This is a genomic window from Moritella sp. 5 (assembly GCF_018219455.1).
Lineage (GTDB): Bacteria > Pseudomonadota > Gammaproteobacteria > Enterobacterales > Moritellaceae > Moritella.
On sequence record NZ_CP056122.1, the window covers coordinates 3,585,242 to 3,604,785 of the forward strand.

A 19,544-nucleotide genomic window follows, 5' to 3' on the forward strand; every position below is an offset into this window, starting at 1 on the left:
GTTACTCCTCTAATACTGCCACTTGGCACTGATGATCCCAATCAATAGGGCTTGCGGTCATGTGCAAATAAACGGGGTTAATAACTTGAAACTCATAACGGCGGCAGGTTCTGCCATAATGTTGTATTAATGTAGCTAACAGTTCATGGTTTTCTGATAACTGCGAATCACTTAATCGAATAGTGATGATGTCCCAATCACGCGCTGGCACACGTTCATCGATTTCAACAACGCCCACCCCTAATCGCTGAAAAATACGGATAAAGCCCGCGGTTTCACCGGAGTCTTTGGCATTAATGAAGGCGAACTTAACCCGTTTTCTAAACAGTGATGACGGTTCACCCTCAAATTGCGTGATGTCTCTGTCCCAGGCTAATACTATTAATAAACGCGCCGAACAAGTCATTGGGTCTAATTGCTCTAACGGCCAAACAGTCCAACCTCGAATGCGCTGCCAGAAGTTCATCACACCATTAGCCAGGAAGTGAGGTTCTTTTAAGTTTGCAGCTAAGCTCTTGCCGTCCATCCACCAAGGTAATGTTTTTTCCGGTAATGCCGGTGCTTGCTGCTTATGCTCCATAAGTCACCTGGACACTGCTCAAACGAGGAATAGCTAGTGCACTGGTAATGTCTTGGTTAGCAAAACTCAATCGTGCTAAGTCAGCTAATTTAATGTGCATTTCTTTGGTCAATACACTGAATGAGAACGTGGATTTAGGGTCGACGCGAGTGACATGGGCATAATCGCCAATGTTTCTGAATGCTGCGTTAATATGGTTTTCAACTTCTGTTTTCAGTGCGCTTTTCTGTTCATCATTCAAATTGGCAACAGGATAAATAACAACACTCACTTGATGCTGTGTTTCTGGCATCGCAAGACAAAGCACGTTATCACCGTGCCCGTGGTTACCTTCATCCATCACATAATGATTTAATTGTTCAAGTAACAGCGAGGGCGTACTACCCACTTCCATTAGAATATACGCATTAGCCGTGCCTGGTCCTCTTGGCGCTTCATGCTCAAAGTAAATTAAGTCACTGCGTATACTCGCAACACTGGCAATCATAGAGCGGTAAATTGAATCAATATGGTATCGACCTGCAGCACTAAACTGGTTACGAATACGCAAGGCTAATTCATCATCACCTTCGGTATTACTGCCTGGTGATACAATCCAATCTATCGGGTTACTTGCATGCGTTATACCACTCACCCCTTCGGGTAAAATTGAGTAATAACCCGCAGGTAAATTAAAGGCGGCGCCCGAACCAAACGCTTCACACAGCACTAAGCCACTTTCTTTACCCTGGGCTATCACGACATCATCAACCACTGCTAAGCGATACCGAATACCGTCAATACTGTCGGTTTCAATGATTGCGCCTTTATTAACAACAACTGGGTTTTCTGGTTTTTCCTTGAAGAACTCAACAAGGCCACGGGTATGTGTTGCTTGTTTTCGCTCTAAATCCACATCCCACGCTTTAAGCTCTAAATAAATACCAGTTGCCGTCGCTGCAAATGCATTCGGTAATACATGATTAGCTAACAGGTTATTGATGATCCACATTGCCGGCTTAATTACGACCGCCTGCACTAATCGCCAAAATGGAGACATGCGACTATCATTACTGACTTTACTACCTGCAGCTTCCACTTCTTTTTGCAGTTCAATCGCTAACGCTTCTTCAGTTGTTGGGATCCCTTCGGCAGCAATCAGCGCTTCAAAATCAATGTCTGGTCTTTTACTCATACTGAGATCCCCATATTAACGTCGCCATATTCTGTGGTTTCGGCGAACAACCAAATTTCACCGGCACTACGCTCTTGTGTTGTTGCTGTTCCTGGTTCTATACGTTTGTCTTGTTCAATCAGCATTTCAATTTGCGTTAAAATATCCGCTCTTAATGGTCGGCTGCGCTCAGCCTGCAGTTTACGTACTAGGCCACTTTCTAAAATGGCGTGCTTGACGTCTTGGGCAATGCTGTTCCTGTCACTGGTATATTGCGGTTGCTGACCAGCATCGAAATCAATACCACCATCACTGACGAGTAAATCAATATAATTTTGTTCCATTAGGGTGTATCCATCTCGTTCCATTCGTGCAACTGCGCACGGGTAAATGGTTGTTCTTGTTTAATGTGAATATCACCGGTATGGGTCGATTTACCGCCATTGCCCTGCATCGCTTTTGCCATCTGAGGCATGTAGCCATAGGTTGGTACTTGCGCGGTCTGAGTACCTTGTAAATAGCTGCTAATCGGTCGGTTTATCTTTTCATAACTCACCGCTTGGTTAGCCAGACTCAAAGACTCAGCAGCCGGCATTAATGGCTCTTTCACTAAAGGCTCAATTTCAATGCCCGGGATCATATTGATTTTTTCTATCAACCAATTAATGCCCTCACCCAGTAATTCAAAGACGGATAAATCACCGAGGAAACTGGTGAAGCCAGCCCAACCTTGCCCCATCAAACCAAACACCATCATGGCTTGTTGGCCAACGAGGATAAATGGCTGTGCTAAAAATAGGATTGCGGTGAATAAATGCGATACTACCGTCGACACACCGGTGGCAATGAGCTGCCAGCCACTCATTACGGAATCAGCAATACCTGTAAATAACGCAGGAATAGTGCCCAAAACGCTAAGCGCTGCAGCTGGCCCATCAATCAGTAAGCTGAAAAATGCTTTGATACTGGTGAATACCACTTGAAACGGGAGCAACAACGCTTCCACACCAGCCCCGATGAGTGCCCATGCACCGGATGCAATAGACACATAACCATCGAACAAGCCTGAAAAGAAATTAGATAGCGCATTAAAACCAGACATGATGCTTTGCATGAATTCCGTGCTTAACAAAGCTAACGTAAACATGTCCCAGGCTAATACCAGATCATTAATCACTGACATAATACTGCTGCCAACGGCTTTGAACATCTGACCAATTTGGTTAAATATCCAAATTTTGTTTAATGCGGCGGTTAACTCATCCCAATAAACAATGATGCCGATAACAGCGATACCAAGGGCAACAATACCAGCCACAATCAACAAAATAGGATTGGCTGCCATGATCAGGTTTAAGCCTATAAATGCGCCTTTCATCCACGTTAAAGCCGTGCTTGCTACTGCCATGACACTACTCATTATCACAACGGCAGAGCCCCAACCTGCAGTCACCAATGTTGATAAACCGACGATTAAGTTCCACGCTGATATGGCACCGGCGCCACCAATAATGGCTAATGCTGCATAGCCAAGAAATTCAGTAATATTGGGGAATAATTGTGTCCACTCCAGTATTGAACCGATGCCGTCAGCCATGCCACCAACAAGACCATTTATCGCCGGTAGCACTAAACCAAATACACCAGCGCGAATGGCATACCAACTGGCGTCTAATCGCTCCCATTGATCTGTCATTGCACCCGCCATGCTTTCAGCTTTACCCATGCCTTTTACATCACCAAGGGTTTCAATACTGCTCGCAAGGCCATCGGTATCAGCCATGAGTAATTTAATCATACTCACGGCTTCAGCACTGCCGAACGCATTCTTTAATGCATCGCTTTCTGCCACATCCAAGGTATCGCCAAACTCATTCTTCAGTTTTCCTAAAATGTGATGCATAGGCAACATAGCGCCCTGGCTATCGGTGAACTTCATGTTCAACTTATCTTGCGCTTTGCCCACACCGTCTAAGAATGATTTATATTTAGTGCCGGCTTCACTGCCCGACATGGTGGATTGCAACGTACCGAGGATCGCCATCTGCTCATTCATGCTGATACCTGCTGACGTTGCATTCGCGCCAACTCTGGTAAACGCATCACTCATGCCCTTACCCGTAGTTTTAAACATTTCCACCGATTGGGCAGTCATGCCTGCCACTTGCTTAGACCAAATGCCGGTACCCATATTATCGGCCTGATTTTTGAATACACCGTACATGGTGCCCATATAATCCGTGATAGTGGCCGTGTCCGCTTTGGTTGCAGCAGCGAGAACCGCCGAACTTTTGGTAATATCAGCGAGTTCATCACCGTTAATATTGCCAAAGGCTGACTTGATATCATAAGCCGCTTCAACCACTTCAGTGGCCGACTTGCCGTATTCCGTTGAAAAGCTCAACGCAGTTTGCTGCAGCTTTTGCAAGTCTGCATCAACAACGCCCAGTGATTTAACTTCACCCAGTACACGGTCCATTTCAATCGCCGGCATTAACGCACTTTGCACCGCAAAACCAGCCGCGACTAATCCCGCCGTGCCACCCGCCATTTTGTCCCAACCAATACGCCCCGCATCTGCCGTTTGAGTAATGGAGCTCTGAATACCTTGTAATGGTGCAGAGGCTTGATCAATCAAGCCAATCGTCATCATTAAACTATCCATATGAGAACTCATCTAATCATTACTCCCCGTTAAATGCTTTTGCGATACCATTGGCAACGGCTATGGCGTGTTTTCCAGTTTGGGATTTATCCAGCCACAGCGCCCTGGCATAACTTTCGGTATTATCGGGCGCATGCGGTAAATAAAAGGCCTTCAAGGTAAATATCTGCTCTAACTCATTACGCTCGATAGCCTGGGCATGGCGTATTAGTTTTTTACTTCAATTTCCAATCCGTCTTCAAAATGTTCATTCACTTTGTGCAGTAAACGCATCACCGCACCTGGTAATTGCAACACTTCATCCAACGCGGCTTTATCGTCTTTGTTAACGACACGACGAAGGTAATTGGTTGCTGGTGCCACTTTGTCGTGCGGCATCATTTCATTAATGTATTTGTTGTACGCTGCTAGTGATGGTTCAAAACGTAGTTCTTTACCTGCTGCTGTTATTACGATTGCTTTCTTTGTCATGCTGCATTATTTCCTTTAAGTAAGTTATAAATTCGGTCAAACCCAGAATCCATATTGCGTTCTACTCGGTCGCCTAGTTCTTTTACGTCATCTTTTGTTGCATAGGTTTCTGCAACGTGTGTTTTATGTTCTGCTAAATCAGCTGAAACCTTTGATAGCCAAGTGATAACTGCGCCACCAACAACCACAACGAGCATTATTACTGCGGCAATCGCAGCTACCCAACTAGCCATTCAAACCTCTCTTTATGTCTTCAACCCTAACTGCTTGGATTTATCTGCACTGCTGCGACTGCTACCGAGCCAAAACGCGACGGCAGTACCGAACGCACCTAATACTGAACCAGCAGTCATGATGATCACTTGGTCATAAGCTTTCGGTGGTTCAAAGGCAAATAAGGCGCTAAACATGCCGGAAACCATAACGGCAAGGATGATTGTCATGGCACTCGGCATCCAATGGTCTTTATGCTGTGTACGCGCGTTCTGTGTGTCCGCCAATTCAGCTTTGCGTTCATCCAGTGCAATAGCTGATGCTTGCAATGCTAATTTTTTCAGTGATACCCGCTCTTCACTTTCTAACTTGCGAATAGCAATTAACGCTTCAGGGTTTTGTATAATGGCTTGCTCAATGGCAGTCGGTGTATTTTCCACACCCAGTGCATTGGCAAGTAATCCACCAACAGTGGCACCCGCAGGCCCCGCAATTAAAGTACCTATCAATGGCGCAGCACTGCCAATTAATGATTTAACCTTGTCCCACATAGCTAATCCTTACTTATTGAGAGGCTGACAATTTCGCCGGCAAATTCATTCATCAGAACTGAGAACGCAGCCGTTGAATTCAATACTGCCCACTCACCATTAACAAAACCAAAATCTACACCAGGAGCCAAGCAACCTTGTAAATCTTGTGGTGAGTTAGCTTTGTGCATCAAAATATGAGTACGCAAGCTCGGGCCACTGCGTGTAACACCCAGTTCAGGCGCTTCAAGTGCATAACAAGCACCAAACTTCGGTGATTGATGTGGCAGGGCAACGTAAGTACCTTCAACAATGCAAGATTCAGACGGCTTGTTATTCAACATTGGTCGTTCAACGAAACAACATATTTTACTGCCGTCTTCACGATGCAATGTTGAATAAGTGCCATGTTCAAAATAACGACGTCTTAATGAAAAATGTTTCATAATTTTCCTTTATCAGCTAATTCTTGGCAGTCAGTACAAAATTGACAGCCTTTAACGGCTTCTTGTCGTGCTTTTGGAATATCAGCACCACACTCATTACATTCTTCAGCGCTCTTTAATTGAGTCTGTTTAGGCCGTGTTGCAAAGTGGTTCTTCAATGCCATTGCCGTTTGTTTTTCTTCAAGTGCGCAGGCACTATCTAATACATCCACCGCAACCCCTTACCCAACTAAATCGCGGGTATCTTCTTTACTTAAGTAAGGAACACCATCGATGTGGATGAAATCAGGGCTAGTCACTAACCCTTTAACTTTGTGCTTGGTTTTATCTGATGAAGACGGGTCAACATCTAAGATACTTTCCAGTAATAGTTTTACGCCAAACACTTCAATAGTAAGTTCTTCACCACCGGCATTGCCGTAAAACATGCAATCGTGTGGTTCAATACCACGCCAACTGCCTGCACTTCTTGCTGCTTCACCGAGTAACTTGAAATTTTTAGTATCAAGTTCATATTCAACATCAGCACTTACTGCACCGTCGGTATGGCCATCTGGTACACCGCGGGTTGTTGATACTGCGGAATCATCAGAGATTGATACCGAGGCTTTTTCTACATGAATAACGGTACCGAAAATATCAACATCGAAATTCATGCCACTTAAACGTTTGCTCATGCTGCGTCTCCTGGGTTACTAAGGTCTAACATCAGATTGGCAACAATCTCTTTCGGGCAATCGTAAGGTTTGGCTTTAATGTAAATTTCGACCTTGTTACGATTAACCCAATTGATTGTGATGGCATCCGCTGATGGTGGTTGAATATCACCAGGGAACATTTGTTTACCAATGGTGATGCTCTTTGACATTTCACGCAGTGGTCGAGCGTAGCGACTTTGCGCTGATTTAGTGCTAAATGGCGTGCTATTAAATGAACGGTCACCCAAATCAGCAATGCATAACAAACGTACACGGCGAGCAACTTTGTCGATGACACGGCGATTTTCAACCACCTGATAATCACCACCTTCAGCATCTAACATGCGACCATCAGCCCAGTAGATACCTTCATAATCAGGGTACCAACAAGGCACAGAGAAGCGGTTCTGCTCTAGCGTTTTCAATGTTGCAGTGCCAAGCATCACCCCGTCTTTATCAACCGGCAGTGTCACGTCACCAATTAAGGCACCTGTTTTAACGCGGCACGGTGAGTCTGCAATCGACACGCTGCGATTACATAAACGGCCCATTAATTTACCCAAAGCATCAGGGAATACTTGCGGGATAAGCATCACACCATCAGCGGCAATCGTGTCTTGGATAGCTACGGTTGCTGCTTCATAGTCAGACCACGACTGCGTATCAACTGCAATTTCAGGCGTACATAACGCCATAAACTGCCAGCGGCCATACTTGGCAATCAAGGTATGATAAAGCGCTTGCGCTTCCGTCACCGTTGCTTGGTCTGATGTAGGGTCACACAAGATCACGGCTTCAAAGCTTTGGGTTTCTTGGGCTTTTAGTGCTGCTTCATCCCATTGCTCACCGCCAGCCATGACATAAACGGCTGCACTCCAATTCTGACCAGCATTAAGCATTGCGGCTTTAACATTACGTTTCAGTGCAGAATCATCCGCGCCAAGCTGCTCGTCAAAATCGGTATCGGTATTTACTGACAATAATTTGCCGGTATTAGTACTGCCCAGACCGATAAACAAGAAATGGCGTTCCACTTCTGTTACTGGGCCCTGCATTTGGTTAAGTGTATTTACTTGAACTGTCGGCCACATTAGCGTTGTTCCTTTTCTAGTTCTGCTGCTACGAAATTGGTAATGTCTTTTGACTTTGCACCTAAGAGCTGGCGTTCTGGTAACTTAACTTCCCAACTCGATTGCGCGTCTTTGTTCTTAAGTTCCCTGATAATTAGTCCAGCTTGACCTGTCGTTAAATTTTCAAGGATCCATTTAATACTTGGCTTTTTACGTTTGCCTTTACGTTTTGCGGCGATGGTATAACCAAACTCTCTTAGGCGTTTAGCCTGCAATCGCGTTGGCTTATCATCATAGTTAGGTTTGCCGTATACCTTTCTTGCTTTGGCTGCATTCCACTTTTCAGTTGCACCATGTTGATGCTTACTGGCAATGGTTCCCGCTAGACCAGGGAAATATAAGGTTGCTTCCTTTGAGTTAGCTTTGGTCTTTAATTGCTTACTCATTTTGCGCATCATCTTTTTACTGCCTGACGCTCTGCCTTGCCAACTGCGACCATTGGGATCTTTGTTTTCCCGAATGTTCTTTTTATTTTGTTTGGCTAAGTGCCGGCTTAACTTGCCCAGTATTCGAGTGCGTTTTTTCGGGTGTAACGTCATTAGTTTTAATTGCTGCTGAACGCTTAACATTTCGCGCTCTAACATCGATACCCGGATCACTTATCGCTTCCAATAGGTGACGGCGGGTTATCCCCTGAAAGAATATCGCCATGTTCAGCAATCCATATTTCATAAGGGGCCACTTTCCACTTTTTACCATCCCACTCAATGGGCCCGTTTGGATCTTCTACCACCATGAACGGTTCTCGAAATTCCACTTCAATAACCATTTCAACGCAGTCTTCACTTTCCGGTTCAATGTCTGCAGTGGGATCAGGTAATTTGAATGGATCCCTGTGTTCATCAAAATCCATCAACCAGGCCATCACTGAAGCAAGCACAATTTCAGGTGCACACTTCTTAAAGGGAAAACGTTCAAAACTCAACACTGCTTTGTAAGACAAATGACCAATATCACGGCCAGTACCATAGTCTTTAGGCGCTAAAATCAGCTCTACATCTTCCATCCAAGAATCAAAGTGCTTATGCAGTGTCTTTGGTACAACGCCATTAACACGGCTTGTTAAACCTTTCAGGTAATAGCCTGCTGAATATTGGCTTTCTTCGCTCATAGCAATTCAACTCCAGTACTGCGTTTGCCTCTAATCGTGCGAATGTGCTGTAAACTTTCAGCAAATAAACTGTCTCTGGTTTCCGATTCAGTTTGAGCAACGTTCTCACCGGCATCACGCATTTGTGTTGTGGCGAATTCAGGTAACAATTCAGCTTTAGCACGGGCATATACCGATTTTTCATACAAGATAACGAGCATGTTCTTATCTGCAATACTCGGGCTACCAACTACATCCGACGCGCGGGTGATCCCCTTATCTTGATAACCCGATTTAACACTGGCTAACTCAATATTGATTTGTGCAATGGCTGATACAACGGACATTGCGATCGCATCTTTATCCATATCAACCGGTACACTTCGACGTTTCTCAAAATCACCGGCGTTAATGTCCGGCCAAAAACCATCATTTGTAATCTCAGTATCTTGCTGTTGTGTATCCGTCTTACCACTAAACATATTGCTACTCACTTTCAATGGGTCGGCTCTGGCCACTGCGATAAGGAGCCCATTTCACGACTGTGAATAAGTCCAACGCAGCCGAGCCGGTGGCGCGAGAGTTGTTACGATTCGCTGTCTTTACCAATGGTCTTGGCTATTTCTCTGACCATTTTTTTAACGCCCGCTTTGTCGTTTAACGCGGTTGCTTTGGTGCCGTAGGTATAGGCATTGCCCAGGTTAAATACGCTCTGTTCTAGCTTTGCAGCCATGGCGTATAGCTTGCCGCCAATTAATTCACTTAACCGCCATTGGTGCGTATTCAGCAAATGGATAAACTGAGTAAATAGCTGAATAACGTGGCTTCGCTCTACTGCGTCACGGCCTTGGCTTAGGTGCTTAGCCCCTTCGTCATAAAGCTGGTCGATTAAAAAGGTCGGCCAATCTTGGGTACTAAAGCGCCCTGGTAAACGTTGGTTTTGCGTCACTAACAAAGGCAAGAATTCAAAGGCTGTTTTCCAGTGTCCAAGGTCCACAAGCCAAATTACCACCCAAGCCAGCACCATATTTTGATGGTCTGCGCCTTGTGTTTGATAGCGACGTAAGTAATCTAGGTATTGATGGTTCTCAATGGCCTTGGCTTTGTATTCAAGCTTGTCTTCCATGTGGGAAAACTTTTTAAGTTGAGCAAGGTCGGAATCCATCGCTGCTTTGAAGAAATCAAACTCGTCCATGATGCCTTCGGCGCGGCTTGATTCGGCTTCGACAATCTTGCCCTGCTTGGCAGTCACCGTGACAGATTGGTCAGGACCACTTGCCAGGTCAACACCGATAATAGATGCATGGGTTTTACGCTGATTACGTTTTACTATGCTCATTTCAAAAAACTCTCTGCTTGGTAAATAACTGGCTTACCGTGATAAGCCAGTACTTGATTCATCTACTCGTTCAAATCGGTTAAGACCAAACCCAGTGCGCGGGGTTATCCGCATCAAAGTCAGCAGCATCAACTGCAGGGTCTTTGACCTTGTCCAGCTTTATGCTGCTCGCTTCAAAGAAGGCAATCTTTTCCAAATCATTGATGTAGTAACAATCGTTACGTGATTGATAATCTTCGACACGTTTCTTCTTGGCATTATTTTCAATCGAGGTGCGCGTTGAACCTGATTGCACGTAATGACAAAGGTTATCGAACGAGGTGATTAAAATGCCGCGCTCTGGGAAGAACGGCACCTTATACGCTTTCAAACCACCGAATGTTTCAATGATCTGCTCTAACTCGATCTTGTCTTTTTCACTTGGGGTATGTGCTTGTTTGGCATAGAGCTTGTTCTTTTCTTTGGATAACAGCTCATCACCAATAATGGCGACTAAACCAATGCGCTTATGGGCTGGAATGGCCTGCAGTAAATCATGTACGCCTTGATCAAGGTTTTCATAATCACCGCCTGCACCGATACGAATTTCACCGTCTTTTTGTTCACCATCGGCAAACACATTGGCGGGATTGTCACGGCGAACCAGCTGGAACCAACCGATATTCACATCTTCCATCATTGGGAATGTGGCGATATCAGTTACTTTGGCGGCACTGGTACCGTTCCAGCCAATTTTGATGATATCCAATGCTATAGCTTGACGAACGTGGGCACGAAAACGACTGTGGAAGTCTGGGAACTTGGCCCACATATCCATGCGCTGCCACGTAATGTGGGTATCGCACTCAACCGCATAACAACGGTATTCACGGTCGGTTAAACCCAGCGGGTCTTTGGTGCTACGACTTTTACTTTCATCTGTTTCGACGCCAGCACGACCAGTCACACCGCCGTTAATCCCTGCAGTGATCGCACTGCCAACTAAATCATCGACCATTTGCGTATCAATACGCTGTAAGAATTCTGCACTTTGATATACCTGGTCATATAGCGTCTGCTCAATCGACGGCTCGACACTGAACTGTTCAGATACGGAGGCAACCCCGTAATTGACAGCCAATGCAGACACAACCGCGGCAAAAACTTGTGTTGTTTTAAGCTTCATTAATTTGGTTCCTATTGCTAAAGAAGGTTGTGGTATTTGGCATTTTCACCAAGGTGTTCTTCTTCACCATCAGTGGTTGTTGATGCAGGGTCTTTGATTGCATCGTTCACGGTTTTAGTCAGCGCTGCAATTTGTTCAACCAAACCATTAACCTTGCCATCAATAGCCGAGAATTCAGCCGTTGGTTCACCTGTACTTGTGTCTGCTTCGATACCCGTATTCACATCATCTATCAGTGCTGTGGTAGTACCTTGTTTAGCAAGTAAGTCTTGCGTTGCTTGGGTATTGGCTTCGAGCGCTTGGCTAAATTTAAGCAATGGTTCACCGAGCGCGTCGGCCATTGCTGCTGCAAGTTCTTCGCGGGTCATATCGTCATTGTCCTTTTTAAAATTAAAGAGTTGTTTAAACAGGCTCTTGGTGGGTTTGGCCGCTTCTTCTAACCCTAATGACACCTTTAATAGGTCAGTATCTGAAGATGTATTATTAGTGTTGTCTTTGTCTTGCTGACCAAAGTGAATGCGGTCGGTGTAGGTACTGGCCGGATAATCCGTCACGGCAAGCCCCGTTAAATAGGTTTGCCCTGACTTCATAAAGTCTCGGTCAATTTCGATACTGAAATAGACGGCTTGGTCAGCTTGGTTTAGTTGCACAAATGATGCGTTCGGCGATAACACGGCGTATAAGACTTTAATACCGTCTTCATTTTTATCTGTGCTTAACCCGATCACATCACCTAACATCCCACCTTTAATATCGATGTTGCTAAGGTTCTTCGCCGCCCAACCAGACCAATTAAATTCGTGGTCTAAATTGATACGAGCGCCGTACTTTTTATAGTTGTAAGTGGTAACAATATCGTCGATATCTTTTTCTGATATTTCGCGACCATCTACCGTTAACCCCATGGCGGCAATGGCAAGTGGAATAGTGCGTAACTGAGCCATGTTGTTTCCTGTTTAATGTCAAAGTGAATCTAAGTGAGACCAATTTTGCCTTCAGAATAGGCCTTAATCCATCACATTAAATCCGCTAAGTTCCGATCTTGGCGATGCCGGAATAACGCGGAAATCTTCTTAAAGAATTACGTGTTTTAGGGTTATAAACTTGGCGCTTGTTCTTACTAACAGGCCAGTTATGAAACCGAGAACTCCCCGATATACACCCGAAATTATTAAAACGGCGCGTGACCATTATGTTTTTGGTGGGCTGACGTTTGATGAGATTTCAGAAATTGACGGTATGCCAAGTGCCCGTTCTTTACGACGTTGGGCAGATGATGGCAGCTGGAATGAACTGTGCCCGTCACTTAATGCCGAGACGGCTATTGCACGACGCATTGTGTTATTGGCTGATCGTGACAATAAAGATGACGCGGACTATAAAGAACTGGATTTTCTGACCAAACAGCAATGTGCGTTAAATCAGTCTCGCTTGCCCAGTGCCGGTATAACGAAGAAATACGGTAATGCGCCTGCAGCTGCTCCGCCCCAACATGAACAGACCAGTGAACGAAGCAGTAAAAGTAAGAAACGTCAGAAGAAGATCAAGAATGATGTGTCTAGTATCACCAAGGAAATGCTGGATACACTCAAAGACAACCTGCTCTACCCGCACCAATTACATTGGTTTGAACATCAAGATTACCGTAGCCGGTTCATATTAAAGCCGCGTCAGATTGGCGCGACTTTCTATTTTGCGTTTGAAGCGTTTTATGATGCGGTGGTTAATGGCCGTAATAAGATTTTCATTTCAGCATCACGGGACCAGGCAGAGATATTCAAAGCCAATATTATTGCCTTATGTCGAGAACAGTTTGGTATTGAGCTAAGTGGCTCGCCACTGACTATGCGTAACAAGGGCAAGACGACAACACTGTATTTCAAATCAACCAATGCCCGTACTGCACAATCGGCATCTGGCGACTTGTATATTGATGAAGTGTTTTGGATCCCGAAGTTCAAAGAGTTACGCAGTCTTGCCCAGGCAATGGCGACTCATAAAGATTTTCGTATTACCTATTTTAGTACGCCGTCGGTGACTAGCCATGAAGCTTATGATTTGTGGAATGGTCGCTGGTACCGAAAAACTAAAGCCTGTAATGATCCCGAGTTTGCCATCGATGTTAGCCATAAGACGTTAAAGGATGGCTTGCTTTGTGAAGATGGTATTTGGCGTCAAAAGCTCAATGTTTACGATGTGGTGAAACAAGGCTTTGACCGCATTGATATCAGTATTTTGGAGAACGAGTATTCCACTGAAGAGTTTAACAACCTCTTCATGTGCAAGTTTATTGATGATGCCCACAGTGCGTTTAGCCTTAAACAGCTAATGGCCTGTGTTGGTAACAGCAAAAAATGGACTGACTTTGACCCAAGTTGGCCACGCCCTTATGCCATGAAGCCGGTTGTTATTGGTTTTGACCCTGCGCGAACGCGAGACATTGCATCGGTCGTGGTCTTGAGTTTACCGCTTGGCCCTGATGATAAATTTCGATTATTGGAATCACTTAATTTAAGTGGTAACGATTTTGAAACCATGGCCAGTGAAATTAAAGAACTCACGCTTAAATACCATGTTGTGCATATCGGTGTTGATACCACCGGTATGGGCTTGGGTGTGTTTGAGTTAATACAAAAATTCTTCCCGCTGGCAATGCCAATTCATTACAACCCGCACAACAAAAACAAGATGGTGATTAAAGCGCTTAATGTCATTGGTAAGAAGCGTTTTGAGTTCGATGAGAATTCGGTGATGGTTGCCAGCAGCTTTATTAATATTCGCAAAAAAGTGGTTGGTGACCAGATTAGTTATGCAACCAACCGTACTGCAGCAACAGGCCATGCAGATATTGCCTGGGCAATCATGCACGCCATGATTTACGAACCATTATCTGGTGACAGCTCGAGCACCAGAACGTCAATAGGATTAGATGCCGCATAATGAATTCAACTAAGAGTACGACAACAGAACCGGTGAAAGACAAATCTATCGACACCTTTAGCTTTGGTGACCCTGAGCCGTGTTTAGATAATCACATGACCGAATATATCGGCCTTTATGCTGATATGGACGGGCTATATTCGCCGCCTGTGAGTTTGTCTGGACTGGTTAAGTTGCTGCGCGTTAATGCGCAGCATGGTCCTATTTTATATTTTAAACGCAATATGATTTTGAAATGGTTTAAGCCTAATACGGTATTAAGCCAGCGCACGTTTAAGAAGTTTGCGTTTGATTATTGTTGGGCGGCGAATGCATATTTTCAGGTTATTAAAAATACCTTCGGCAATGTGATTAAGCTAAGGCATTTACCGGCGTTATCGATGCGCTATACCTCGACACCTGGTGTTTATGCCCAGCGCTTAAGTAATGGCAAAGTGCTGCGGTTTAAAAAAGGGGAAGTTATTCACCTTAAAGAATACGACCCGAACCAGGGTATCTATGGTATTCCCCAATATTATGGCGGTATTCAGTCTGCGCTTTTAAACGAAGATGCCACCCTATTCCGCCGTAAGTATTACAAGAACGGCGCACACATGGGGTTTATCTTCTCGATGGCAGACCCGAACTTGTCGACCGATGATGAGAATGATTTGAAGGCTGCAATCAGAGATTCGCGCGGTGTGGGGAATTTCCGCAGCCTGTTTATCAATAATCGCAGTGGTAAGGCTGATGCCGAGAAGGCAATCAAGATTATTCCGGTGGGTGATATTTCGACCAAGGATGAATTTGAGCGCATTAAGAAGATGACGCTAAACGATATGTTGAGTATGCACCGTGCCCAGGAAGCCCTTAGCGGTCAAACGTCGGGGGAAAGTCCGGGCTTTGGTGACTTGGATAAAATCACCCGTGCTTATTACAACAATGAAGTGGTTCCGATGCAGCAGGACATGCTGGAAATTAACGAGTATTTACCTGTTGCACTGCATATCAAGTTTGCAGAGCCAGCGTATTCTGACTTAAACCCTAGGAGTGAAGACTGATGGAAGAACTGATTGTTTTTATAAGGCAATGGGGGCAGCTGTGTTTGTTGTCGTTACTGGCCGCCGCAACACAAATGTATATGTCTGGTACACGGATTACTTTTTTTCATTATTTCATGTCGGTGCTAATGGCGATTTTGTCCGCGTACATTGCGGACAGCTTTTGTCGTTGGCTTGGATTAGATGAAGGGTTGAAGACTGGGATTATTGGGATTTCGGCTTATGTGGCACCGCATTTTTTAACGGGGGTTAATGCCCTGGCGAAAGCGGTATCAAAAGACCCTAAGCACTTTTTGGATATTATTATGAGGAATAAATCATGAGTTGGCTTACTTCGTTGTTTAGTTTTATTTCGGCACCGATTGCAGATTTGTCTGGTAGCTATCGCGAGCGTAAACGTATTGCGGCAGAAATGGCGGCATCGATTGCGACTGCAGAAGGTAAGTTAAAGTTAGCTAAGTTGGACGCTGAAGCCAAACGGTTAGCTAACCAGGAAGGTAACGATGCTGATTATGATCTGCAGGTGTTGAAGAACCGGCGCGAATCGATAATGGATGAAATTATTATTACGGTATTTTTAGGGTTGTTCATTGCCCACTTTGTGCCACAGCTGCAGCCGTATATGGCAAATGGTTGGCAAGCCATGGGTTATCAAGGTGCGCCCTGGTACTTTGAATTTGTGATTGTGGGGATTGCCGTTTCAACGTTGGGGCTAATGCGATTGTTTCGAGCGTTCTGGGGGAGTAAGAATACTAAAGGGGCTGGTTAGCCCCTTTAGTAAACATGCTAAAGATGATTTAACGATTAACGCTAAGCTAACCGGAAAATACAGTTAGGCTAAAATAGATGAACGGAGTGAACAAAACAGCCAAATTTATTTCGTCCATCTTTAAGTTATTGTTATTTTTACTTTACTCAGCTTTTTGACGCCTTTCAGAAAATCTTGCACCTAAATACTTTCTTGGATTTCCACACATCCAACATGAGCAAAGACAAGGTGTTCGACTGCATTTACCTTGAGATTTATCTGAGGTTGCTGCATTACCACCCCAATAGTATTTACGATTATTTTTAATACGTTTTTGATGGTGTCGTCTTAGGGCACGTGTAGTATTTTTCATTATATATTTCCCGATTATTGATAATCAATCGGGTAGCATCTCCTTCGAGATACCGCCCGGTCGGGAATCGGGATTTATAACACTGGTTCATATGATTCCTGTAACGCCACCCTAAGCCGCAGATAATGCTGGCGCAGGTTTTTTGCGTTTTTGTTGTTTGCGAAAAATGCGACAGTGTTAGCTGTCGGACTTTAGGCTCTTGTTATGTGCATTTCCAGTCGGAATAATATTTTAATAGATAGATCTTTAGAGCATCTATTTTTGACGAGTACTTATCATCAATTTGATCCAAATAACCATCAATTAAGCTAATGACTTCATTATCGGCACATTCACGATACCAGCTACCAGATGCTTTTAAGTGACCTCCGCCACCTTGTAGTACCCATGAAGGATCATTGATTTTTATAAATTCAGAATCACGCTGACGTAAAATCCTATTGTGCCTACCATTAAAAGAGATCACTGTATTAGGACTTAAAGCATCTAATTCTTGACTCGATAACCTATCATTTTCGCTCCAGTAAAGTATTGGACATTGATGATTTTTCAATTTGTGATCAGGATTAATATCAGCCCCATCATTCATAGAAAATTTGTAATAGTTGGTTACTGAGATTGAATTATGAATCTCAGTAAAACTACTCAATTTATCACCGAATTTTGCATGAATATATAAACCAGCTATCGCAAGCATTACTTTATATGGTGCTATCCAAATATTTTCATACTCACCAGCATCGAGCATCTGGCATACCTTTTCCCGTCTAGTTTTATTCAATAAACTGTCCCACGGTTCAGAGACGTTCTGCGCCATACCGTACATAATGATTTTGTACTTATCATATTCAGAGCCAATATGAGGGATGTAAGGAGGAAATATATTTCCCATATGGTCTTTAGTGGATATAAGTTCATAGTAAGGTTTCAGGACTTCAGTATTGTACGCCTGAAAAGAGTCTATTAAATTGTCCATATTACTTCCATTTAGTGATTGCACATAACGTCCAGCTAACCAGCGGCGTGCTGGCTCACTTTTTGCGTGTTTTTTGCGAAAAATGAGACAGCTTTAGCCGTCTGGTTGAGTTTCTTGTTAGCACTGCTTTACGCCCAAATCCGTTTTTGCTCATTACCCCAACCTTCCCTTGGAGTTATAATCCCTTCATGTTCATTGCTACGTATAAATCGAAATACCACTTTTTCTTTATCATTTCTCTGAACAATTCTAAAACCAGTTATAACTCCCCCACAAAAAGAAGGTTCATTTTGGCCGCTATGAAGGTAGATATCACCATCTAATAATTTTTGGGCATTATCTCGAGTAATGATCCAAAAACCACTCTCCCATTCATTCGATTCTTCATCTACTAATTGAAAATTCTCTAATCGTTCAACAAAATGTATAGATGACATAATTATCCTTAATTTGTAGTGCTAACAGTTTGTTATACGGAATTCCGTATAACCTGAATTCCAGTTTAATTTCATTATCATAAACAGTACCAAATATACTATTAATTACAAATAGGTAGTGGTAAATCGCGACTTTTAATCAAAGAAAATGAGGCAAAACAAGAATTGTATTTATATTGACCTATATAAATACATTGATAAGAGAATAAATAATTATATTTCAATCAACTGTATTCTTCATACACGTCAGATTAAGACTCTTTGGCAGTATAAATGGCCTATATTTCGTAAAAAGGGTCACCCTATTATTACAATATATAAACCAGATCAATTTCTACTAAACATTTCGCTAGATGGTTTGTCATTACGTGTCAAAAGGTGTCACAACTTTGACATTAGCGATCTTTAAATGATCGTGGAGATCCTTTCTAGGTAAGGCTTGGGCAATATCCACGTGTCCATCGTTGTGTCAAAAGCGTGAAAAAATTGCGAAAACGCGGTAGGCGAAGAGGAGTGAATTTACCGTGGGTACGTCCGCATGATTAAACGTTTCCCCACCCGCGAGAAATAGCAATGTATTATAACTACAATCACATACAACTGTATAAAACAACAGTTTTATGTCGTATAATTTACAGGTCAGTATGTGAAATAAGTGGATGTTTTATGCGAGTACTTTGCCCAGAGTGCGGTGATAAAAGCCGCATCCAGAAAACCAATAGAATTTCGAATAGCTATACAGATCTATATTGCAGTTGTAATAATGCGGAGTGTGGTCATTCGTTTGTAATGAATTTGAGTTTTAGTCATACGCTGAGCCCATCAGCGAAAAGTGCAACTCAATTGGCTATGGACTTGGTGAAGACATTGCCGCGAGAGCAGCGGCAAGAATTGCAGTTACAACTTGCTATTTTGTAGATAATAGAATGTGTATTTTATTATATGTAACTGTATATAGCTCCAATAAAAAAGCACCAAAATCATGGTGCTTTTTTATTTATTATAATTCTTAACGAATATTGCTATGTCTTTGCTTGTTTATTTTCTGCATATTCCATAAAAGCATTTGCAGCGGTAGTTTGACTCATAGACTTCGCAATTGGTTTACATATGCTACCAATCAATAAAAAAATAAGTAACAGCAGAGCCCCTAAAATAAATTGAACAGGAGACATCATAAAATTAATTGTGATAGCTTCTTTAGCTATTGGAGTAATATCTTTTGCAAAATTTTTATTTTTAAAAACTTTGATATTTTTATTTTTTGATTTTCTAATTTCAGTATTTTTACTTAAGAATATCTGTCTAATAATTTTATTAAACTCAAACATCAAAAATGAAGAAACAGCAAAGTGCTTTCCTGATACGATAAACACCCCCGCAATCAAAGTGTTCTCAATATCTGTATATTTTTTTCTTTCTAATATCTCGATTACTTTCGACTCTAAAACCTTTCTTCTCTTCAATGAGGCTTTCCAATTCATAAGATACAGAGATGAAAAACCGACAACAATTACCAGTGCTAATATTTGACTATCCATTTTAATACC

At 43.2% G+C, this 19,544-nt stretch carries 26 protein-coding genes; 5 read left to right on the plus strand and 21 right to left on the minus strand.

Translation table 11 applies throughout. From position 1 onward, the window contains the following. Window position 1: 1 nt before the first annotated feature. From HWV01_RS15945 to HWV01_RS16025, 18 genes are all read right to left on the minus strand, one after another. Window positions 2-580, minus strand: coding sequence for a phage tail protein (locus HWV01_RS15945; RefSeq protein WP_211672474.1), 579 nt, complete (start codon window positions 578-580; stop codon window positions 2-4). After that, window positions 570-1,754 carry a baseplate J/gp47 family protein gene (locus HWV01_RS15950; RefSeq protein WP_211672475.1) on the minus strand — a complete coding sequence of 395 codons (1,185 nt, stop codon included), beginning with the start codon at window positions 1,752-1,754 and terminating at the stop codon, window positions 570-572. The genes HWV01_RS15945 and HWV01_RS15950 overlap by 11 nt, the downstream gene beginning before the upstream one ends. Beyond that, the gene (locus HWV01_RS15955) at window positions 1,751-2,077 is read right to left on the minus strand and encodes a DUF2590 family protein (RefSeq protein WP_249185344.1); all 327 of its coding nucleotides are present in this window, start codon (window positions 2,075-2,077) and stop codon (window positions 1,751-1,753) included. The genes HWV01_RS15950 and HWV01_RS15955 overlap by 4 nt, the downstream gene beginning before the upstream one ends. Beyond that, window positions 2,077-4,410 (minus strand): phage tail tape measure protein, encoded by a 2,334-nt coding sequence (locus HWV01_RS15960; protein WP_249185345.1) that lies wholly within the window; start codon window positions 4,408-4,410, stop codon window positions 2,077-2,079. The genes HWV01_RS15955 and HWV01_RS15960 overlap by 1 nt, the downstream gene beginning before the upstream one ends. A gap of 7 nt (window positions 4,411-4,417) precedes the next feature. Further along, entirely contained in the window at window positions 4,418-4,555 is a 138-nt protein-coding gene (locus tag HWV01_RS22515) for a hypothetical protein (protein WP_371816337.1), read from the minus strand. Between the two features lie 50 nt (window positions 4,556-4,605). Next, window positions 4,606-4,869 (minus strand): putative phage tail assembly chaperone, encoded by a 264-nt coding sequence (locus tag HWV01_RS15965; protein ID WP_211672477.1) that lies wholly within the window; start codon window positions 4,867-4,869, stop codon window positions 4,606-4,608. Then, on the minus strand, window positions 4,866-5,102 hold the full coding sequence (locus HWV01_RS15970) for a hypothetical protein (RefSeq protein WP_211672478.1): 237 nt from the start codon (window positions 5,100-5,102) through the stop codon (window positions 4,866-4,868). Before HWV01_RS15970 ends, HWV01_RS15965 begins: the two co-directional genes overlap by 4 nt. 12 nt (window positions 5,103-5,114) lie before the next feature. Beyond that, window positions 5,115-5,633 carry a hypothetical protein gene (locus HWV01_RS15975; protein WP_211672479.1) on the minus strand — a complete coding sequence of 173 codons (519 nt, stop codon included), beginning with the start codon at window positions 5,631-5,633 and terminating at the stop codon, window positions 5,115-5,117. A gap of 2 nt (window positions 5,634-5,635) precedes the next feature. Continuing rightward, window positions 5,636-6,058: a DUF5675 family protein gene (locus HWV01_RS15980; protein WP_211672480.1), complete on the minus strand. Its 423-nt coding sequence runs from the start codon at window positions 6,056-6,058 to the stop codon at window positions 5,636-5,638. Continuing rightward, window positions 6,055-6,270, minus strand: a complete 216-nt coding sequence (locus tag HWV01_RS15985) for a TraR/DksA C4-type zinc finger protein (RefSeq protein WP_211672481.1) — start codon at window positions 6,268-6,270, stop codon at window positions 6,055-6,057. The genes HWV01_RS15980 and HWV01_RS15985 overlap by 4 nt, the downstream gene beginning before the upstream one ends. A gap of 9 nt (window positions 6,271-6,279) precedes the next feature. Then, window positions 6,280-6,735 (minus strand): phage protein, encoded by a 456-nt coding sequence (locus HWV01_RS15990; RefSeq protein WP_211672482.1) that lies wholly within the window; start codon window positions 6,733-6,735, stop codon window positions 6,280-6,282. Further along, complete coding sequence (locus tag HWV01_RS15995) at window positions 6,732-7,847, minus strand: DUF2586 domain-containing protein (RefSeq protein ID WP_211672483.1); 1,116 nt, start codon at window positions 7,845-7,847, stop codon at window positions 6,732-6,734. Before HWV01_RS15995 ends, HWV01_RS15990 begins: the two co-directional genes overlap by 4 nt. Further along, window positions 7,847-8,485 carry a phage virion morphogenesis protein gene (locus HWV01_RS16000; protein WP_211672484.1) on the minus strand — a complete coding sequence of 213 codons (639 nt, stop codon included), beginning with the start codon at window positions 8,483-8,485 and terminating at the stop codon, window positions 7,847-7,849. The genes HWV01_RS15995 and HWV01_RS16000 overlap by 1 nt, the downstream gene beginning before the upstream one ends. Beyond that, window positions 8,482-8,997, minus strand: coding sequence for a phage tail protein (locus tag HWV01_RS16005; RefSeq protein WP_211672485.1), 516 nt, complete (start codon window positions 8,995-8,997; stop codon window positions 8,482-8,484). Before HWV01_RS16005 ends, HWV01_RS16000 begins: the two co-directional genes overlap by 4 nt. After that, on the minus strand, window positions 8,994-9,458 hold the full coding sequence (locus HWV01_RS16010; protein WP_211672486.1) for a head completion/stabilization protein: 465 nt from the start codon (window positions 9,456-9,458) through the stop codon (window positions 8,994-8,996). Before HWV01_RS16010 ends, HWV01_RS16005 begins: the two co-directional genes overlap by 4 nt. Before the next feature lie 104 nt (window positions 9,459-9,562). Then, a complete protein-coding gene (gene gpM / locus HWV01_RS16015) occupies window positions 9,563-10,315 on the minus strand; it encodes a phage terminase small subunit (RefSeq protein WP_211672487.1) in 753 nt (250 codons plus the stop codon). A gap of 79 nt (window positions 10,316-10,394) precedes the next feature. Further along, entirely contained in the window at window positions 10,395-11,480 is a 1,086-nt protein-coding gene (locus HWV01_RS16020) for a phage major capsid protein, P2 family (RefSeq protein ID WP_211672488.1), read from the minus strand. 17 nt (window positions 11,481-11,497) lie between these two features. Further along, entirely contained in the window at window positions 11,498-12,424 is a 927-nt protein-coding gene (locus HWV01_RS16025) for a GPO family capsid scaffolding protein (protein WP_211672489.1), read from the minus strand. Between the two features lie 190 nt (window positions 12,425-12,614). Here HWV01_RS16025 and HWV01_RS16030 point away from each other — a divergent pair, with 190 nt between their 5' ends. Genes HWV01_RS16030 through HWV01_RS16045 form a run of 4 tightly spaced genes read left to right on the plus strand, consistent with a single transcriptional unit; the run spans window position 12,615 to window position 16,229 of the window. Further along, window positions 12,615-14,420: a terminase large subunit domain-containing protein gene (locus HWV01_RS16030; RefSeq protein WP_211672490.1), complete on the plus strand. Its 1,806-nt coding sequence runs from the start codon at window positions 12,615-12,617 to the stop codon at window positions 14,418-14,420. Beyond that, the gene (locus HWV01_RS16035; RefSeq protein ID WP_211672491.1) at window positions 14,420-15,460 is read left to right on the plus strand and encodes a phage portal protein; all 1,041 of its coding nucleotides are present in this window, start codon (window positions 14,420-14,422) and stop codon (window positions 15,458-15,460) included. Before HWV01_RS16030 ends, HWV01_RS16035 begins: the two co-directional genes overlap by 1 nt. After that, complete coding sequence (locus tag HWV01_RS16040; RefSeq protein WP_211672492.1) at window positions 15,460-15,783, plus strand: hypothetical protein; 324 nt, start codon at window positions 15,460-15,462, stop codon at window positions 15,781-15,783. Before HWV01_RS16035 ends, HWV01_RS16040 begins: the two co-directional genes overlap by 1 nt. Beyond that, window positions 15,780-16,229: a hypothetical protein gene (locus HWV01_RS16045; protein WP_211672493.1), complete on the plus strand. Its 450-nt coding sequence runs from the start codon at window positions 15,780-15,782 to the stop codon at window positions 16,227-16,229. Before HWV01_RS16040 ends, HWV01_RS16045 begins: the two co-directional genes overlap by 4 nt. A gap of 554 nt (window positions 16,230-16,783) precedes the next feature. Here the strand turns inward: HWV01_RS16045 and HWV01_RS16050 are convergent. Both HWV01_RS16050 and HWV01_RS16055 read right to left on the minus strand, forming a co-directional pair. Continuing rightward, window positions 16,784-17,557, minus strand: coding sequence for a hypothetical protein (locus tag HWV01_RS16050; protein WP_211672494.1), 774 nt, complete (start codon window positions 17,555-17,557; stop codon window positions 16,784-16,786). 128 nt (window positions 17,558-17,685) lie between these two features. Continuing rightward, window positions 17,686-17,994, minus strand: a complete 309-nt coding sequence (locus HWV01_RS16055; RefSeq protein ID WP_211672495.1) for a hypothetical protein — start codon at window positions 17,992-17,994, stop codon at window positions 17,686-17,688. A 666-nt stretch (window positions 17,995-18,660) separates the two neighbouring features. On the opposite strand from HWV01_RS16055, the gene HWV01_RS16060 reads away from it, so the two are divergent. Continuing rightward, complete coding sequence (locus HWV01_RS16060; RefSeq protein WP_211672496.1) at window positions 18,661-18,912, plus strand: ogr/Delta-like zinc finger family protein; 252 nt, start codon at window positions 18,661-18,663, stop codon at window positions 18,910-18,912. A gap of 104 nt (window positions 18,913-19,016) precedes the next feature. Here the strand turns inward: HWV01_RS16060 and HWV01_RS16065 are convergent, their stop codons facing one another. Next, window positions 19,017-19,535, minus strand: a complete 519-nt coding sequence (locus tag HWV01_RS16065) for a hypothetical protein (RefSeq protein ID WP_211672497.1) — start codon at window positions 19,533-19,535, stop codon at window positions 19,017-19,019. Between the last annotated feature and the right edge of the window lie 9 nt (window positions 19,536-19,544).

Coding starts and splice junctions, on each gene's coding strand:
- HWV01_RS15945 (WP_211672474.1), bottom strand. CDS start 580: ATGGAGCATAAGCAGCAAGCACCGGCATTACCGGAAAAAACATTACCT.
- HWV01_RS15950 (WP_211672475.1), bottom strand. CDS start 1,754: ATGAGTAAAAGACCAGACATTGATTTTGAAGCGCTGATTGCTGCCGAA.
- HWV01_RS15955 (WP_249185344.1), bottom strand. CDS start 2,077: ATGGAACAAAATTATATTGATTTACTCGTCAGTGATGGTGGTATTGAT.
- HWV01_RS15960 (WP_249185345.1), bottom strand. CDS start 4,410: ATGAGTTCTCATATGGATAGTTTAATGATGACGATTGGCTTGATTGAT.
- HWV01_RS15965 (WP_211672477.1), bottom strand. CDS start 4,869: ATGACAAAGAAAGCAATCGTAATAACAGCAGCAGGTAAAGAACTACGT.
- HWV01_RS15970 (WP_211672478.1), bottom strand. CDS start 5,102: ATGGCTAGTTGGGTAGCTGCGATTGCCGCAGTAATAATGCTCGTTGTG.
- HWV01_RS15975 (WP_211672479.1), bottom strand. CDS start 5,633: ATGTGGGACAAGGTTAAATCATTAATTGGCAGTGCTGCGCCATTGATA.
- HWV01_RS15980 (WP_211672480.1), bottom strand. CDS start 6,058: ATGAAACATTTTTCATTAAGACGTCGTTATTTTGAACATGGCACTTAT.
- HWV01_RS15990 (WP_211672482.1), bottom strand. CDS start 6,735: ATGAGCAAACGTTTAAGTGGCATGAATTTCGATGTTGATATTTTCGGT.
- HWV01_RS15995 (WP_211672483.1), bottom strand. CDS start 7,847: ATGTGGCCGACAGTTCAAGTAAATACACTTAACCAAATGCAGGGCCCA.
- HWV01_RS16005 (WP_211672485.1), bottom strand. CDS start 8,997: ATGAGCGAAGAAAGCCAATATTCAGCAGGCTATTACCTGAAAGGTTTA.
- HWV01_RS16010 (WP_211672486.1), bottom strand. CDS start 9,458: ATGTTTAGTGGTAAGACGGATACACAACAGCAAGATACTGAGATTACA.
- gpM (WP_211672487.1), bottom strand. CDS start 10,315: ATGAGCATAGTAAAACGTAATCAGCGTAAAACCCATGCATCTATTATC.
- HWV01_RS16020 (WP_211672488.1), bottom strand. CDS start 11,480: ATGAAGCTTAAAACAACACAAGTTTTTGCCGCGGTTGTGTCTGCATTG.
- HWV01_RS16025 (WP_211672489.1), bottom strand. CDS start 12,424: ATGGCTCAGTTACGCACTATTCCACTTGCCATTGCCGCCATGGGGTTA.
- HWV01_RS16030 (WP_211672490.1), top strand. CDS start 12,615: ATGAAACCGAGAACTCCCCGATATACACCCGAAATTATTAAAACGGCG.
- HWV01_RS16035 (WP_211672491.1), top strand. CDS start 14,420: ATGAATTCAACTAAGAGTACGACAACAGAACCGGTGAAAGACAAATCT.
- HWV01_RS16040 (WP_211672492.1), top strand. CDS start 15,460: ATGGAAGAACTGATTGTTTTTATAAGGCAATGGGGGCAGCTGTGTTTG.
- HWV01_RS16045 (WP_211672493.1), top strand. CDS start 15,780: ATGAGTTGGCTTACTTCGTTGTTTAGTTTTATTTCGGCACCGATTGCA.
- HWV01_RS16050 (WP_211672494.1), bottom strand. CDS start 17,557: ATGGACAATTTAATAGACTCTTTTCAGGCGTACAATACTGAAGTCCTG.
- HWV01_RS16055 (WP_211672495.1), bottom strand. CDS start 17,994: ATGTCATCTATACATTTTGTTGAACGATTAGAGAATTTTCAATTAGTA.
- HWV01_RS16060 (WP_211672496.1), top strand. CDS start 18,661: ATGCGAGTACTTTGCCCAGAGTGCGGTGATAAAAGCCGCATCCAGAAA.
- HWV01_RS16065 (WP_211672497.1), bottom strand. CDS start 19,535: ATGGATAGTCAAATATTAGCACTGGTAATTGTTGTCGGTTTTTCATCT.